At 39.4% G+C, this 15,913-nt stretch carries 13 protein-coding genes and 3 pseudogenes; 14 read left to right on the top strand and 2 right to left on the bottom strand.

What is annotated here, in order from left to right; genetic code table 11:
- Nucleotides 1–20 precede the first annotated feature (20 nt).
- From HT671_RS11590 to HT671_RS05070, 14 genes and pseudogenes are all read left to right on the top strand, one after another.
- A pseudogene (locus HT671_RS11590) lies at nt 21–301 on the top strand (transposase).
- Between the two features lie 120 nt (nt 302–421).
- Nucleotides 422–1,300 (top strand): mevalonate kinase, encoded by an 879-nt coding sequence (mvk, locus tag HT671_RS05010; protein ID WP_000163312.1) that lies wholly within the window; start codon nt 422–424, stop codon nt 1,298–1,300.
- A complete protein-coding gene (gene mvaD, locus HT671_RS05015; RefSeq protein WP_000373448.1) occupies nt 1,282–2,235 on the top strand; it encodes a diphosphomevalonate decarboxylase in 954 nt (317 codons plus the stop codon). Before mvk ends, mvaD begins: the two co-directional genes overlap by 19 nt.
- Nucleotides 2,222–3,229, top strand: coding sequence for a phosphomevalonate kinase (locus tag HT671_RS05020; protein WP_000562398.1), 1,008 nt, complete (start codon nt 2,222–2,224; stop codon nt 3,227–3,229). Before mvaD ends, HT671_RS05020 begins: the two co-directional genes overlap by 14 nt.
- Nucleotides 3,213–4,223 carry a type 2 isopentenyl-diphosphate Delta-isomerase gene (gene fni, locus HT671_RS05025; protein ID WP_000210663.1) on the top strand — a complete coding sequence of 337 codons (1,011 nt, stop codon included), beginning with the start codon at nt 3,213–3,215 and terminating at the stop codon, nt 4,221–4,223. The genes HT671_RS05020 and fni overlap by 17 nt, the downstream gene beginning before the upstream one ends.
- Before the next feature lie 76 nt (nt 4,224–4,299).
- Entirely contained in the window at nt 4,300–4,998 is a 699-nt protein-coding gene (gene liaF / locus HT671_RS05030) for a cell wall-active antibiotics response protein LiaF (RefSeq protein WP_001224643.1), read from the top strand.
- On the top strand, nt 4,995–5,990 hold the full coding sequence (locus HT671_RS05035) for a sensor histidine kinase (RefSeq protein ID WP_000743691.1): 996 nt from the start codon (nt 4,995–4,997) through the stop codon (nt 5,988–5,990). Before liaF ends, HT671_RS05035 begins: the two co-directional genes overlap by 4 nt.
- Nucleotides 5,991–6,003: 13 nt before the next feature.
- Nucleotides 6,004–6,636 carry a response regulator transcription factor gene (locus HT671_RS05040; RefSeq protein WP_000698420.1) on the top strand — a complete coding sequence of 211 codons (633 nt, stop codon included), beginning with the start codon at nt 6,004–6,006 and terminating at the stop codon, nt 6,634–6,636.
- Nucleotides 6,637–7,299, top strand: a pseudogene (locus HT671_RS05050) (DNA alkylation repair protein).
- A 426-nt stretch (nt 7,300–7,725) separates the two neighbouring features.
- Nucleotides 7,726–8,769: a serine protease gene (locus HT671_RS05055; RefSeq protein ID WP_205380468.1), complete on the top strand. Its 1,044-nt coding sequence runs from the start codon at nt 7,726–7,728 to the stop codon at nt 8,767–8,769.
- A 17-nt stretch (nt 8,770–8,786) separates the two neighbouring features.
- Nucleotides 8,787–9,782 carry a choline-binding protein CbpJ gene (gene cbpJ, locus HT671_RS05060; protein ID WP_172923069.1) on the top strand — a complete coding sequence of 332 codons (996 nt, stop codon included), beginning with the start codon at nt 8,787–8,789 and terminating at the stop codon, nt 9,780–9,782.
- A gap of 144 nt (nt 9,783–9,926) precedes the next feature.
- Nucleotides 9,927–11,284, top strand: a protein-coding gene (locus HT671_RS05065) for an IS3 family transposase (protein WP_166735450.1) whose coding sequence is annotated in 2 segments (ribosomal slippage) — nt 9,927–10,368 and nt 10,368–11,284 — 1,359 coding nt in all. Because the reading frame shifts where the segments join, the coding sequence is not laid out codon by codon here.
- 495 nt (nt 11,285–11,779) lie between these two features.
- Nucleotides 11,780–12,117: pseudogene (locus tag HT671_RS11595) on the top strand (lantibiotic-modifying protein).
- Between the two features lie 517 nt (nt 12,118–12,634).
- A complete protein-coding gene (locus HT671_RS05070) occupies nt 12,635–13,867 on the top strand; it encodes an MFS transporter (protein ID WP_000765697.1) in 1,233 nt (410 codons plus the stop codon).
- 117 nt (nt 13,868–13,984) lie between these two features.
- Here the strand turns inward: HT671_RS05070 and cbpF are convergent, their stop codons facing one another.
- Complete coding sequence (gene cbpF / locus HT671_RS05075; protein WP_138703142.1) at nt 13,985–14,944, bottom strand: choline-binding protein CbpF; 960 nt, start codon at nt 14,942–14,944, stop codon at nt 13,985–13,987.
- Between the two features lie 17 nt (nt 14,945–14,961).
- On the bottom strand, nt 14,962–15,913 hold a 952-nt coding region (locus HT671_RS05080), incomplete at its 5' end, for a trypsin-like peptidase domain-containing protein (protein WP_188093799.1).

Below are 15,913 nucleotides of genomic sequence, written 5' to 3' on the forward strand. Positions count from 1 at the left end.
ACCCCTATGCCTCTTGGGAGATTGAACCCTATTTCTCCAAACACCGCACCTATAAATGGCCGAAACGAGTACTTGTTAATGAGACTTTGTACGTCACTAAAACAGGTTGTCAATGGCGCATGCTCCCTCACGACTTTCCTCTTTACTTAACGGTATGGAGTTTCTTTCGTCGTTCTATGACGACAGGTTGGTTCCAGGTCAATGGCAGATGGTACTACGCGCTTATAGCTCAGGTGCCTTGGCAGTGAATACGACTGTAAATGGCTATTCTGTCAACTATAATGGCGAATGGGTTCAATAATGAAAGAAGCGATTGTGAATGGAAACAATCGCTTTTTTTGTGAAAATATAATAAAATAGATAGGAAAGAATTAATACTTGTATGAAAAATAAGACGTTTTTCGTCTAGTAAAAGGAAAAAATGACAAAAAAAGTTGGTGTCGGTCAGGCACATAGTAAGATAATTTTAATAGGGGAACATGCGGTCGTTTACGGTTATCCTGCCATTTCCCTGCCTCTTTTGGAGGTGGAGGTGACCTGTAAGGTAGTTCCTGCAGAGAGTCCTTGGCGCCTTTATGAGGAGGATACCTTGTCCATGGCGGTTTATGCCTCACTGGAGTATTTGGATATCACAGAAGCCTGCATTCGTTGTGAGATTGACTCGGCTATCCCTGAGAAACGGGGGATGGGTTCGTCAGCGGCTATCAGCATAGCGGCCATTCGTGCGGTATTTGACTACTATCAGGCCGATCTGCCTCATGATGTACTAGAAATCTTGGTCAATCGAGCTGAAATGATTGCCCATATGAATCCTAGTGGTTTGGATGCTAAGACCTGTCTCAGTGACCAACCTATTCGCTTTATCAAGAACGTAGGATTTACAGAACTTGAGATGGATTTATCCGCCTATTTGGTGATTGCCGATACGGGTGTTTATGGTCATACTCGTGAAGCCATCCAAGTGGTTCAAAATAAGGGCAAGGATGCCCTACCATTTTTGCATGCCTTGGGAGAATTGACCCAGCAGGCAGAGGATGCGATTTCACAAAAAGATGCTGAAGAACTGGGACAAATCCTCAGTCAAGCGCATTTACATTTAAAAGAAATTGGGGTCAGTAGCCCTGAGGCAGACCATCTGGTTGAAACGGCTCTTAGCCATGGTGCTCTGGGTGCCAAGATGAGCGGTGGTGGGCTAGGAGGCTGTATTATAGCCTTGGCAGATAATTTGACACACGCACAAGAATTAGCAGAAAGATTAGAAGAGAAAGGAGCTGTTCAGACATGGATAGAGAGCCTGTAACAGTACGTTCCTACGCAAATATTGCTATTATCAAATATTGGGGAAAGAAAAAAGAAAAAGAGATAGTGCCTGCTACTAGCAGTATTTCTCTAACTTTGGAAAATATGTATACAGAGACGACCTTGTCGCCTTTACCAGCCAATGTAACAGCTGACGAATTTTACATCAATGCTCAGCTACAAAATGAGGTCGAGCATGCCAAGATGAGTAAGATTATTGACCGTTATCGTCCAGCTGGTGAGGGCTTTGTCCGTATCGATACTCAAAATAATATGCCTACGGCAGCGGGTCTGTCCTCAAGTTCTAGTGGTTTGTCCGCCCTGGTCAAGGCTTGTAATGCTTATTTCCAGCTTGGTTTGTCTCGGAGTCAGTTGGCACAGGAGGCTAAGTTTGCCTCAGGTTCTTCTTCTCGGAGTTTTTATGGACCACTAGGTGCCTGGGACAAGGATAGTGGGGGAATTTACCCTGTAGAGACAAACTTGAAACTAGCTATGATCATGTTGGTGCTAGAGGACAAGAAAAAACCAATCTCTAGCCGTGACGGGATGAAACTTTGTGTGGAGACTTCGACGACTTTTGACGACTGGGTTCGTCAGTCTGAGAAGGACTATCAGGATATGCTGATTTATCTCAAGGAAAATGACTTTGCCAAGATTGGAGAATTAACGGAGAAAAATGCTCTTGCTATGCACGCTACGACAAAAACAGCATCACCAGCCTTTTCTTATCTGACCGATTCATCTTATGAAGCGATGGACTTTGTTCGTCAACTTCGCGAGCAAGGAGAGGCCTGCTACTTTACTATGGATGCCGGTCCTAATGTCAAAGTTCTTTGTCAAGAGAAAGACTTGGAGCATTTATCAAAAATCTTCGGTCAACGTTACCGCTTGATTGTGTCAAAAACAAAGGATTTGAGTCAAGATGATTGCTGTTAAAACTTGTGGAAAGCTCTATTGGGCAGGTGAATATGCTATTTTAGAGCCCGGACAGTTGGCCTTGATAAAGGCCATTCCCATCTATATGAAGGGCGATATTGCTTTTTCTGACAGCTACCGTATTTATTCAGATCTGTTTGATTTCGCAGTAGATTTGGCGCCAAATTCTGACTACAGCTTGATTCAAGAAACGATTGCTTTAGTGGAAGATTTCCTGACTTATCGAGGTCAAACTTTAAGACATTTTTCTCTAGAAATTCGAGGAAAAATGGAACGGGAAGGGAAAAAGTTTGGTCTAGGTTCTAGCGGTAGCGTCGTTGTTTTGGTCATCAAGGCTCTGCTAGCTCTGTATAAGCTTTCGGTTGATCAGGAGCTTTTGTTCAAGCTGGCTAGCGCTGTCTTGCTCAAGCGCGGAGACAATGGGTCTATGGGGGACCTTGCCTGTATTGTGGCAGAGGATTTGGTTCTTTACCAGTCATTTGATCGCCAGCAGGTAGCAGCTTGGTTGAAAGAAGAAAATTTGGCGACTGTTTTAGAGCGTGATTGGGACTTTTCAATTTCACAAGTGAAACCAACTTTAGAATGTGATTTCCTAGTGGGATGGACCAAGGAAGTGGCTGTATCTAGTGATATGGTTCAACAAATCAAGCAAAATATCAATCAGAATTTTTTAAGTTCCTCAAAAGAAACAGTGGCTTCTCTGGTAGAAGCCTTGGAGCAGGGGAAATCCGAAAAAGTTATTGAGCAGGTGGAAACAGCCAGCAATCTCTTAGAAGGCTTGAGCGCAGATATTTATACGCCTTCGCTTAGACAGCTGAAAGAAGCCAGTCAAGATTTGCAAGCCGTTGCCAAAAGCAGTGGCGCTGGTGGTGGTGATTGTGGTATTGCCTTGAGTTTTGATGAGCAATCAACTGAAACCCTAAAAAACCGTTGGGCCGATCTGGGGATTGAGCTCTTATACCAAGAAAGGATAGGACATGACGACAAATCGTAAGGATGAGCACATCCGCTATGCCCTTGAGCAGAAAAGTTCCTATAATAGCTTTGATGAGGTGGAGCTGCTTCATTCTTCCTTGCCTCTTTACAATCTGGATGAAATCGATCTGTCGACAGAGTTTGCTGGTCGAAAGTGGGATTTTCCTTTTTATATCAATGCCATGACAGGTGGGAGTGAAAAAGGTAAAGAAATCAATCAAAAGTTGGCTCAAGTGGCAGAAGCCTGTGGTATTTTATTTGTAACGGGTTCTTATAGCGCAGCACTCAAAGATCCAGCAGATGACTCTTTTTCTGTCAAGTCTAGTCATCCCAATCTCCTCCTTGGAACCAATATTGGATTGGACAAGCCTGTCGAGTTAGGCCTTCAGACTGTAGAAGAGATGCATCCTCTTCTCCTGCAAGTGCATGTCAATGTCATGCAGGAATTGCTTATGCCTGAGGGAGAAAGGAAGTTCAGAAGCTGGCAATCGCATCTGGCAGACTATAGCCAGCAAATTCCTGTTCCTATTGTTCTCAAGGAAGTGGGCTTTGGAATGGATGCCAAGACCATCGAGAGAGCCTATGAACTGGGTGTTCGTACAGTGGATTTATCAGGTCGTGGTGGCACCAGCTTTGCCTATATCGAAAACCGTCGCAGTGGCCAGCGTGATTACCTCAATCAATGGGGACAGTCTACCGTGCAGGCCCTACTCAACGCCCAAGAATGGAAAGACAAGGTCGAACTCTTGGTTAGTGGAGGCGTTCGGAATCCGCTGGATATGATTAAGTGTTTGGTCTTTGGTGCCAAAGCTGTAGGACTGTCACGAACAGTTCTGGAATTGGTTGAAACCTATTCAGTTGAAGAAGTGATTGGTATTGTTCAAGGCTGGAAAGACGATCTGCGTTTGATTATGTGTGCTCTTAATTGTGCCACCATAGCAGATTTGCAAAAAGTAGACTATCTTCTTTATGGAAAATTAAAAGAAGCAAAGGATCAGATGAAAAAGGCGTGACCACCGCCTTTTTTCCATCCTCAGACTGAGGTGACTTTTTTGAAGTGTGATAAAATAGAAAGGAGAGGATCAACCTATGAGAAAATTTAAAATCTTTTTATTTATCGAAGCCTGTCTTTTGACGGGAGCTCTGATTTTGATGGTTTCAGAGCATTTTTCACGTTTTCTGCTGATTTTATTCCTCTTTTTGCTTTTGATTCGCTATTACACTGGTAAAGAGGGCAATAATCTTCTTTTAGTGGTGGCAAGCATTCTCTTCTTTTTCATCGTCATGCTCAATCCTTTTGTGATTCTAGCTATTTTTGTTGCGGTCATCTATAGTCTCTTTCTTCTTTACCCGATGATGAACCAGGAAAAAGAGCAGACAAATTTGGTTTTTGAAGAGGTTGTGACGGTTAAGAAGGAGAAAAATCGTTGGTTTGGCAATCTCCATCATTTTTCAAGTTATCAAACTTGCCAGTTTGATGATATCAATCTCTTTCGTCTCATGGGCAAGGACACCATTCATCTGGAGAGGGTGATTCTAACCAATCATGACAATGTCATTATCCTCAGAAAGATGGTAGGAACGACCAAAATCATTGTACCTGTAGATGTGGAAGTCAGCCTTAGCGTTAACTGTCTCTATGGGGATTTGAATTTTTTCAATCAGCCCAAGCGAGCCCTTCGCAATGAACACTATCATCAAGAAACAAGAGACTATCTCAAGAGTAACAAGAGTGTCAAGATTTTCTTGACTACTATGATTGGGGATGTGGAGGTGGTCAGAGGATGAAAAAACAAGCCTATGTAATCATTGTTCTCACCTCCATCTTATTTGTCTTGTTTTTCTCCCACAGCTTGATGGAAATCCTTGATTTTGACTGGTCTATTTTCTTGCATGATGTCGAAAAAACAGAAAAATTTGTCTTTTTGTTGTTGGTGTTCAGCATGTCCATGACCTGTCTCTTAGCCCTATTTTGGCGAGGTATTGAAGAGCTTTCTCTAAGAAAAATGCAGGCTAATCTCAAGCGTTTATTGGCAGGGCAAGAAGTGGTTCAAGTTGCAGATCCAGATTTGGATGTCAGTTTCAAGTCCTTGTCAGGTAAACTTAACCTTTTGACAGAAGCTCTTCAAAAGGCTGAAAATCACAGCCTTGCTCAGGAAGAGGAAATCATCGAGAAAGAACGGAAGCGAATTGCTCGGGATTTGCACGATACCGTCAGTCAGGAGTTGTTTGCGGCTCACATGATTTTGTCAGGTGTCAGTCAACAGGCTTTGAAATTGGATAGAGAAAAGATGCAGATCCAGTTGCAGAGTGTCACAGCTATTGTAGAAACTGCCCAGAAGGATTTACGGGTCTTGCTCTTGCATTTGCGACCAGTTGAGCTGGAGCAGAAGAGTCTGGTTGAAGGAATTCAAATCCTTTTAAAAGAGCTTGAGGATAAGAGTGATCTCAAGGTTAGTTTCAAGCAAAATGTGACGAAATTGCCTAAAAAAATCGAGGAGCATATCTTCCGTATTCTGCAAGAGTTGATCAGCAATACCCTTCGCCATGCCCAGGCATCTTGTCTGGATGTCTATCTCTATCAGACAGATGTTGAATTGCAGCTGAAGGTGGTGGACAATGGGATTGGTTTCCAGTTAGGGAGTTTAGACGACCTGAGTTATGGACTACGCAATATCAAGGAGCGGGTTGAAGATATGGCAGGGACGGTTCAGTTATTGACAGCTCCCAAGCAAGGACTGGCAGTTGATATTCGTATTCCCCTGCTCGATAAGGAATGATAAAGGAGTAAAGATGAAAATTTTACTAGTAGATGACCATGAAATGGTCCGATTGGGCTTGAAAAGCTACTTTGATCTCCAAGATGATGTAGAAGTTGTGGGCGAGGCGGCAAACGGGTCTCAAGGTATTGACTTGGCCTTGAAATTGCGTCCGAATGTCATTGTCATGGATATTGTCATGCCTGAGATGAATGGAATTGACGCGACCTTGGCCATCCTTAAAGAATGGCCTGAAGCCAAGATTTTAATTGTGACTTCTTACTTGGACAATGAAAAAATCATGCCTGTCTTAGATGCAGGTGCTCGTGGCTATATGCTCAAGACTTCTAGTGCCGACGAACTGCTCCATGCTGTCCGTAAGGTGGCTGCTGGGGAGTTGGCCATTGAGCAAGAGGTCAGCAAAAAAGTCGAATACCACCGCAATCACATAGAACTACATGAGGACCTGACTGCGCGTGAGCGAGATGTTCTCCAACTCATCGCCAAGGGCTACGAAAATCAGCGTATCGCTGATGAACTTTTTATCTCTCTCAAGACGGTCAAGACCCATGTGTCCAATATCCTTGCCAAACTTGAAGTCAGCGATCGCACCCAGGCGGCTGTCTATGCCTTTCAGCACCATTTGGTGGGGCATGAAGAGTTTTAGATGAGTTTAGCAGATTTACTTGAGGAGCTAGAAGCAGCAAAAGACTCTAAAAAGCAAGACCCATGGAAGCCCATATGCGCCATCAATTTTCTTTTCTAGGTATTGCGGTGCCTGAAAGAAATAAACTCTATAAAAATATTTTCCAGAAGCGAAAAAACAAAGATTATCGATTGGGATTTTGCAGATACTTGCTGGGAAAAAGAATCTAGAGAATACCAGTATGTGGCTGCTAACTATTTGAAAGCAATGCAGTCTTATTTAAAGGACAGCGATTTGCCTAAGCTAGAGCAGTTGGTTGTTACCAAGTCTTGGTGGGATACGGTGGATATCCTAGATCGAGTAGTAGGGAGTTTGGTGTATGAGAAGCAGGAACTGGAAAAAATAATCCTCCAATGGAGCCTGTCAGACAATATCTGGTTGAGACGCGTCGCTATTGACCACCAGTTATTAAGAAAAGAGAAGACCAATACTCAATTAATGGAAAAGATTCTCCTTCATAACTTGAACCAAACAGAATTTTTTACCAATAAAGCCATTGGCTGGACTCTGCGAGACTACTCCAAAACGAATCCAACTTGGGTAACATGCTTTATTGAGAAAAACAAGGAAAGAATGGCTGAACTTAGTATCAAAGAAGCAAGCAAGTACCTCTATCGTGATTGAAAAGCGCAGTCATTAATTGAAAAGTTTACCTGTTTATGTGATAATGGAGGGTATTTACAGAAGGTGGTAGATTTCTTGATTCTATAGTAGATTGAGAAATTTAGAATAGTATGCTATAATCACATTAGGAGGATAAAAATAATGAAGAAAACGTTTTATAAAAAATTGGGTATTTCAATTATTGCGAGTACTTTATTGGCTAGCCAGTTGTCGACAGTATCTGCTTTGACTGTTATTTCTAGTACAGGTGAAGAATATGAGGTGAGTGAAACATTACAGGAAAGTCCAGAAACTAATAATTTTTCACTTCCTGAGATTTCGCCAACATATGGTTCATATTACCAAAATCAATCAGAAGTAATTATCGGTAATGATGATTTGGTTAAAATTGATAATACTCTACAATATCCGTATTCAACTTCAGCTATGGTTTTGTCTGAGTACAATGGTGTAGCCAATGGAACGAATATAGAAGGAAGAGGAAGCGCGAATTTTATTAAAGATAATGTTTTAATTACAGCAGCTCATAACTTCTACAGTCATAAATATGGAAAAGAAGCGGATGCTATTTATGTACTTCCAGCAGCTAGTCCAGATCAGGAACCATTTGGAAAGATCAAGGTTAAGGAAGTTCGTTATTTGAAAGAATTTAGAACTTTAAATTCTAGAGATGCATCGAAATATGACTTGGCTCTATTAATTCTAGAAGAGCCTATTGGCGCAAAATTGGGAACACTGGGGCTTCCAAATAGTCAGAAAAATTTGGCTGGAACACCAGTGACGATTACAGGATATCCATCATATGATTTTGGAATTCATCAAATGTATACAGATAAAAAACAAGTTTTAAGTGATGATGGTACTTTTTTGAATTATCAAGTTGATACTTTGGGGGGATCAAGTGGATCTGCTGTTTATGATGCTAGTCACCGTGTAGTCGGAGTACATACTTTGGGAGATGAAGCTAACCAAGTTAATAGCGCAGTAAAATTAAATGAACAGAATTTATCATTTATTTATTCAGTACTTAAAGGATATTCTCTTGAAGGATGGAAAAAATTAAGTGGCAGTTGGTACTATTATAAACAACATGATAAACAAACGGGTTGGCAGAAAATAGATGATACTTGGTACTATCTAGATGCTTCTGGTAAGATGCTTACAGATTGGCAAAAAGTAAATGGAAAATGGTATTATTTGGGAACCTCTGGTTCAATGGCAACAGGTTGGAAAAATGTACGAGGCAGATGGTATTACTTAGATAATAAAAATGGTGATATGAAGACTGGTTGGTATAAAGATGGTTCAACATGGTACTATCTAGATCCTACTAATGGAGACATGAAAACAGGTTGGATAAAAGTAGGAGGAAACTGGTATTATCTTAACTCAAGTGGAGCTATGGTAACAGGTAGCCAAACTATCGATGGTAAAGTTTATAATTTTGCTTCATCTGGTGAGTGGATTTAATATTGGAGGACATATAAATGAAACTTTTGAAAAAAACTATGCAAGTTGGACTGACAGCATTTTTCTTTGGTTTGCTAGCTACAAATACTGTTTTTGCGGATACCACAGGTGGCCAATTTGTTGATAAGGATAATAGAAAATATTATGTAAAAGATGCTCATAAAGCAATCTATTGGCATAAAATAGACGGAAAAACTTACTATTTTGGTGATAAAGGAGAAATGGTAGTTGGATGGCAATACTTAGAAATTCCTGGAACAGGTTATCGTGATGATTTATTAGATAACCAACCAGTTAATGAAATCGGCCTTCAACACAAGTGGTACTATTTTGGACAAGATGGGGTACTACAAGAATTTGTTGGCTGGAAAGCATTAGAGATTAAAACAAAAGACAGTGTTGGAAAAGAGTACGGGGAAAAACGTGAAGATTCAGAAGATAAAGAAGAGAAGCGTTATTACACGAACTATTACTTTAATCAGAATCATTCTTTAGAGACAGGTTGGCTTTATGATCAGTCTAACTGGTATTATCTAGCTAAAACAGAAATTAATGGAGAAAACTATATTGGTGGTGAAAGACGTGCAGGTTGGATAAATGATGGTTCAGCTTGGTACTACCTTGATCCAACAACTGCTGCAATGCAAACAGGATGGCAATATCTAGATAATAACTGGTACTATCTCCGTTCATCAGGTGCTATGGCAACTGGTTGGGTGAAAGATGGTTCAACTTGGTATTATCTAGATGCTCAAAATGGTGATATGAAGACAGGTTGGGCTTATGTTGGTAACAGTTGGTACTACCTTCGTTCATCAGGTGCAATGTCTACTGGTTGGGTGAAAGATGGTTCAACTTGGTACTACCTAAATGCAAGTAATGGAGATATGAAGACAGGCTGGTTCCAAGTCAATGGTAAATGGTACTATGCCTATGGTTCAGGTGCTTTAGCTGTTAATACCACAGTAGGTGGTTACTACTTAAACTATAATGGCGAATGGGTTAAGCAATGAAGGCTAATGGTAAACTGTGATGGATATTTAACTTTGTATAATAGGTGGATAAAAGTCTTTAAAATAGGAAAAAACGCATAATATTAGGTGAACTGCACCCCAAAAGTTAGACAGAAAAAATCTAACTTTTGGGGTGTTTTTATTATGAAATTAACTTATGATGATAAAGTTCAGATCTATGAACTTAGAAAACAAGGATATAGCTTAGAGAAGCTTTCAAATAAATTTGGGATAAATAATTCTAATCTTAGGTATATGATTAAATTGATTGATCGTTACGGAATAGAGTTCGTCAAAAAAGGAAAAAATCGTTACTATTCTCCTGATTTAAAACAAGAAATGATTGATAAAGTCATACATGAAGGCTGGACTAAAGATAGAGTTTCTCTTGAATACGGCCTCCCAAGTCGTACGATACTTCTTAATTGGCTAGCACAATACAGGAAAAACGGGTATACTATTGTTGAGAAAACAAGAGGGAGAGTACCTAAAATGGGACGTAAGCCAAAAACGAGACCTGAAGAGAGGACAGAATTAGAACGTCTTCAAGCAGAAAATGAGTACCTGAGAGCGGAGAATGCCATCCTAAAAAAGTTAAGAGAACTCCGATTGAAGGAGGAAAAAGAGAAAGAAGAGAAAGAAGAAAGACAGAAATTGTTCAAGAATTAATGACTGAGTTTTCGTTAGATCTTCTTTTAAAAGCCATTAAACTAGCTCGTTCGACCTACTACTATCACTTGAAACAGCTAGATAAACCAGATAAGGACCAAGAGCTTAAAGCTGAAATTCAATCCATCTTTATCGAACACAAGGGAAATTATGCTTATCGTCGGATTTATTTAGAACTAAGAAATCGTGGTTATCTAGTAAATCATAAAAGAGTTCAAGGCTTGATGAAAGTACTCAATTTACAAGCTAAAATGCGACAGAAACGAAAATATTCTTCTCATAAAGGAGACGTTGGTAAGAAAGCAGAGAATCTCATTCAACGTCAATTTGAAGGCTCTAAAACAATGGAAAAGTGCTACACAGATGTGACAGAATTTGCCATTCCAGCAAGTACTCAAAAGCTTTACTTATCACCAGTTTTAGATGGCTTTAATAGTGAAATTATCGCCTATAATCTTTCAACTTCACCCAACTTAGAACAAGTACAAACAATGTTGGAACAGGCATTCAAAGAGAAGCGCTATGAGAATACGATTCTCCATAGTGACCAAGGCTGGCAATATCAACACGATTCTTATCATCGGTTCCTAGAGAGTAAGGGAATTCAAGCATCCATGTCACGCAAGGGCAACAGCCCAGACAACGGCATGATGGAATCTTTCTTTGGGATTCTGAAATCGGAAATGTTTTACGGTTATGAGAAGTCGTTTCAGTCGCTTAAGCAATTGGAACAAGCTATTGTAGACTATATTGATTACTACAACAATAAACGAATTAAGGTAAAACTAAAAGGACTTAGTCCTGTGCAGTACAGAACTAAATCCTTTGGATAAATTAATTGTCTAACTTTTGGGGGTCAGTACATATGCTACGGGAAAGTTATGCACTTAATTTGACAATTCAAGATGTAAAAATATATACTAATATTTGACAAGTTGTCCTAAAAATGTTGTTATGTTATGGATTGATCGAATCTAACTAAAGGATCCTATTCAATTACTAGAACTATCACATACTCAAGGTCAGCTCACAGATGAGCAACTATTTTGGTTACAATACCTACTAAATTTAAGTCAAACAAATAATTTAGTCAAAATTAAAAAAATAGAGGAACATAAATATGATTACAAAACGGAATGTAATAGTGTTCTACGATTTTTACTAGATAAAACTGTAAATTCTGAAGGAAGGATCACTTCTTCAACAGAATTTGGAAATTTCGTAAGTAATTTATCATTCCAACACGGAATAGCTGGACTACTGTTTCCTCTAAATAAATTGTCCCCCCAGAACTGGATTCTAAAATACTCTCTATCATCAAGAAAGCAGTGACAATTAGAACGACACACACATATGAATATCAATACTCGCTGCTATTTGGTGATTCAGGCTATCTATGGTTACTCCTACATTTATTTTCTATCAGTAAAAATCAATACTATCTACAATTAGCAAACGTCACCGCTAAGAAATTAATAGAGAATTATGATACTCTAGAGGAAATAGACTTTGCATTGAGAAAATCTGGTGTCCTATTGTCATTAATAAAATACTATCAATTTACCAATGACAATACTCTTAAAATTTTCATCCACAATAGTATAGGGGAAATTTAGCATTATTTCCTACAAAGAGATACAGCCAAAGAAAGCATTTTAGACTATAGCTTTGCTCATGGATATTGTGGAATTGCATAGGCTTTATTTGCCTATTCTAAAGTCTTAGAACCTTCTATGTTCTATAATGATCTCCATACATTCCATACTGAATTAAAAAAATTATTAGAAAAAATTACTTCTAATACTAAAAATTTAGGAAATTTACAACTTTCTTGGTGCAAAGGAATTTCCGGAATAATCTTATATCTTTGTATGTACGATTGTGACGGAAACAAAGATATTATTAGTAAATATCAATAATTTGTTTTTAACCATCATCTAAAAATGATGACAGGATATTGCCACGGAATAACTAGCTTACTACAAACCACTGTCTACAATCAAAACAAATTACTGATGAAAAAAATCCAACAGGTAATTTTAGCATGTTCTGAACGAGATGATCACGATTTACTGATGTTTCAAGGAGATAGGAGTAAAGCAGATTTGTTTGAAGCATGGGGGTATATTGGTGTCTATTAAATAATAAATTCCCATTCGATGTGCAGAAATAAGGAGAAAAGTATGAAATTATTTTGGACAAACAACATATATAGACAGTTGCTGCTAAACAGCTGTTTTTCATCATTCGGCGACAGTATTTTCTACCTCGCCATTATCAATTATGTGGCTCAGTACAATTTCGCTCCGCTAGCGATTTTACTGATTTCCATTTCAGAGGTGGTTCCCCTACTATCGCAACTCTTTCTCGGAATTCTAGGAGATTTTCAAGAAAATAGAGTCAAACACGCACTCTGGATTGCCAAAATCAAAATCCTGCTCTACGCTATTTTGACAGTATTTCTCGTCTTGTCGCCCTTTTCATTAGTTTCAGTCATTATGATTGTCATCATCAACCTTATCTCTGACACCTTGAGCTACCTGTCTGCCTACATGATGAACGCCCTCTACATCAGTATAATTAAGGACGACCTGCATGATGCCATGGGGTTCAGGCAGTCTCTGATGAGGGTTGTCCGCATTGTCGCCAATCTAGCTGGTGCATTCCTTATCAATGTTATGAGTATTCAAACTATTTCCCTTATCAACACTCTGACTTTTGTCATTGCCTTTTGGGGCCTGTATGTTATTCGACATACCTTGTATGAGGTTGAAAAAAGGATTGAAATGTCACATACAGCACTGAGTTTTAAGAAATATTTTCAACATCTTAAACAGTCGCTGGCTGTGCTCCTGAGGTTAAAAGATACCGTCATACTACTGTTTCTGACGACCAGTATGATTGCCATCTTGGATGTGTCTCCTCGGTTGATTGCCCTCCGCTTCATCCAACAGACACTAGCACAACTGAGCATTGGGCAACTCCTCGCCCTGCTCTCCATCATCATTTCTTGTGGAGCTATCCTTGGCAATATGACCAGCAGTAATCTATTTAAAAATATCCGTTTCACGCACCTCTTGGTTTTCTGTGAGATTTCCCTATTGGCTCTAATAACTAGTATCCTTTGTCAAGCCTATATCGTAATTTTCATGACCAGTTTCATCAGTTCTACGATTATCGGCATTCTCAGCCCTCGCCTACAAGCAGCTGTCTTTGCCTATATCCCCAGTGACAAGATGGGGACGGTGGGCTCTGCTCTGAGCACAGTGGACATTCTCGCCCCGTCCCTGCTCTCCCTATTAGCCCTATCCATAGCATCGAGCGTTTCGGTGCAGTTAGCATTGATATTTTTGTATCTTATTTTGATTGCTCTTATCTTTTGTCAATGGTTAGTCAAGTTCAACACTCATAACTAACGAAAAAGCATGTGTAGATTTCACATGCTTTTAATCTCCCCAATCGTCAGGTCAAGTACAACAAAGTCACTTCTTTGATTAAGCGAGTGTTCTAATATAATTATAAGCTCCCTGTCATTACCGAACCCATTCGCCATTATAATTGACAGAATAGCCGTCTACGGTCGTATTCACTGCCAAAGCACCTGAGCTATAAGCATAGTACCATTTGCCATTAACCTGGAACCAACCTGTCTTCATATCTCCATTACTTGCATTTAGGTAGTACCAAGTTGAACCATCCTTATACCAGCCAGTGGCCATTGCTCCTGATGAACGGAGGTAGTACCACTTGTTACCAAGGTATTGCCATCCTGTTTTCATATCGCCGTTTGACTGGTCTAAATAATACCAAGTTAAGCCTTCCTGATACCAGCCAGTGGCCATTGCTCCTGATGAACGGAGGTAGTACCATGGAGCCGCTTTAAGCTTCTCTTCATCATAGGTTAGAGGATAATCCTTGATCCAACCACGTGCTATCTCCCCAACAGGCAATCTGTTGATGCGAGAATCAAAGCCACCATCCTTCTGCAAATAATACCAGTCCCCATTATCATAAACCCAACCAGTTTTTAAGGTGTGATAACTACGCTGATCTTCAAAATAATAGACTCGTTTCTCTGCTGGGCTATCATATTGTTCCCCATGATGTTTGTTGGTATTTGTAGCAGTTTTTGCTTCTAACACTTGCTTGCCAACAAATTCTTGTAGTACCCCATCTTGACCAAAGTAAAACCAATCTGGTCTAAAAGCAATATCTTTCCTTAGAGAAGAACCAATCGTAACCCCTTCGTATGGAGCAGGTATATATTGCCAGCCGACAACCATCTCTCCAGATAAAGAATCAAAATAATAGTACTTACCATCAATCACTCGCCAGTCCGTTTCTTTGAGGTCCCCCTTCTTGTAGTAGGTTCTTCCGTTTTCTTGGACAAAATGCCATCCTTCAGAATCATCTGCAAATACTACATTTGTAGCTAGAAAACCAAAGAATATTGCTGCTAATCCAACTTGCATCATTTTTTTCAAAAGTTTCATGTATATACCCTCCAATATTAAATCCACTCACCAGATGAGGCGAAATTATAAATTTTACCATCGATAGTTTGGCTACCTGTAACCATTGCTCCAGAGGAATTGAGATAATACCAGTTTCCTCCTACTTTTATCCAACCTGTTTTCATGTCTCCATTAGTAGGATCTAGATAGTACCATGTTGAACCATCTTTATACCAACCAGTCTTCATATCACCATTGGTCTTATCTAAATAATACCATCTTCCTCGTACATATTTCCAACCTGTGGACATTGAACCAGAGGTTTCAAGATAATACCATTTGCCATTTATACTTTGCCAACCTGTTTGTTTATTACTATTCTTATAATAATACCAAGTATCACTAATCAACTTCCATCCATCAATAGAATGCCCTTTAATAACAGAGTAGATGAAAGATAGAGCCTTCTCATTTAACTTGACAGCATAATTCATCTGTTCTGCCTTACTCCCATTGGTATGAACTCCGACAACCCTATTGGTAGAATCATATACTGCTGAACCGCTTGCACCACGCAAAGTATCTACTTGATAGAATAAAAAATCATTTGTATCTTGAAGTATCGTTTTTGTATCAGTATACATCTGCTTAATATCCTTATTAACAGCAGAATATCCCGTAACTGTTACATCTAGATTTTTAGTATTTTCTAAATTATTGGGAAGTCCTAACGTCCCCAATTGAGCGCCAATCGGTTCTTCCAAAATTAAAACTGCTAAGTCATAGGTAGTAAGCTCATCTGGATCAGTATTTCGAAATTCTTTTAAATAGCGAGCTTCTTTTACTTTTATCCGACCAAACGGCACACTATTTGGAATACGAGCAGGAGTAACATATAGTTCTTCTGCATCTTTACCAAACTCATGTTTATAAATATTATGAGCAGCAGTAATAAGGACATTAGCCTTTATAAAATTGGCACTCCCTCGATAAGTTACATCTTTACCA

The sequence above is a fragment of the Streptococcus sp. 2741 genome (assembly GCF_013276315.1).
In the GTDB taxonomy this organism is placed as follows: domain Bacteria; phylum Bacillota; class Bacilli; order Lactobacillales; family Streptococcaceae; genus Streptococcus; species Streptococcus pseudopneumoniae.

Coding starts and splice junctions, on each gene's coding strand:
- mvk (WP_000163312.1), top strand. CDS start 422: ATGACAAAAAAAGTTGGTGTCGGTCAGGCACATAGTAAGATAATTTTA.
- mvaD (WP_000373448.1), top strand. CDS start 1,282: ATGGATAGAGAGCCTGTAACAGTACGTTCCTACGCAAATATTGCTATT.
- HT671_RS05020 (WP_000562398.1), top strand. CDS start 2,222: ATGATTGCTGTTAAAACTTGTGGAAAGCTCTATTGGGCAGGTGAATAT.
- fni (WP_000210663.1), top strand. CDS start 3,213: ATGACGACAAATCGTAAGGATGAGCACATCCGCTATGCCCTTGAGCAG.
- liaF (WP_001224643.1), top strand. CDS start 4,300: ATGAGAAAATTTAAAATCTTTTTATTTATCGAAGCCTGTCTTTTGACG.
- HT671_RS05035 (WP_000743691.1), top strand. CDS start 4,995: ATGAAAAAACAAGCCTATGTAATCATTGTTCTCACCTCCATCTTATTT.
- HT671_RS05040 (WP_000698420.1), top strand. CDS start 6,004: ATGAAAATTTTACTAGTAGATGACCATGAAATGGTCCGATTGGGCTTG.
- HT671_RS05055 (WP_205380468.1), top strand. CDS start 7,726: ATGGTTTTGTCTGAGTACAATGGTGTAGCCAATGGAACGAATATAGAA.
- cbpJ (WP_172923069.1), top strand. CDS start 8,787: ATGAAACTTTTGAAAAAAACTATGCAAGTTGGACTGACAGCATTTTTC.
- HT671_RS05070 (WP_000765697.1), top strand. CDS start 12,635: ATGAAATTATTTTGGACAAACAACATATATAGACAGTTGCTGCTAAAC.
- cbpF (WP_138703142.1), bottom strand. CDS start 14,944: ATGAAACTTTTGAAAAAAATGATGCAAGTTGGATTAGCAGCAATATTC.